The 414-nt window shown below is 57.5% G+C and carries 1 protein-coding gene; it reads right to left on the bottom strand.

Translation table 11 applies throughout. The features are described 5' to 3' along the window. The coding region (locus HL671_RS37910; protein ID WP_172244271.1) for an IS5 family transposase at window positions 1-337 on the bottom strand (337 nt) is incomplete at its 3' end. Window positions 338-414 lie beyond the last annotated feature (77 nt).

Genomic DNA, 414 nt, shown 5'->3' with positions numbered 1-414 from the left:
GCGTGATCCTCGCCCCCTTTTTACCCCCAGCGGCGTGCTGATGGGCGCGGACGATAGAACTGTCGATCAGCGCCATCGACTGCGGCGAGCGTGCTGCCAACACCTCGAAAATTTGGACCCAAACACCTGCCTTGGCCCAGCGGTTAAAGCGATTATAGACCGTCGTGTAAGGGCCATAGCGTTCCGGAAGATCTCGCCAGGGCGAGCCTGTCCGCAGCACATAGAAGATGCCGTTGAGAACCCGCCGGTCGTCGACCCGACCGACACCGCGTGGCTTATTCGGCAGCAAGGGCTTGATCAAAGCCCATTCTCGATCGCTCAGGTCAAACCGCGCCATGTCTACCCCCAAATCACCTAAGGGGAGTGAATCACTGTTCGTCAGCTAACGGAATCCATTTATGAGTACAGAACCTA

Origin of the sequence: Bradyrhizobium denitrificans (assembly GCF_013179005.1) — a bacterium.
GTDB classification, from domain to species: Bacteria; Pseudomonadota; Alphaproteobacteria; order Rhizobiales; family Xanthobacteraceae; genus Bradyrhizobium; species Bradyrhizobium denitrificans.
The sequence above is the reverse complement of the archived record's forward strand: the minus strand, read 5'-3'. Positions and strand labels throughout refer to the sequence as shown.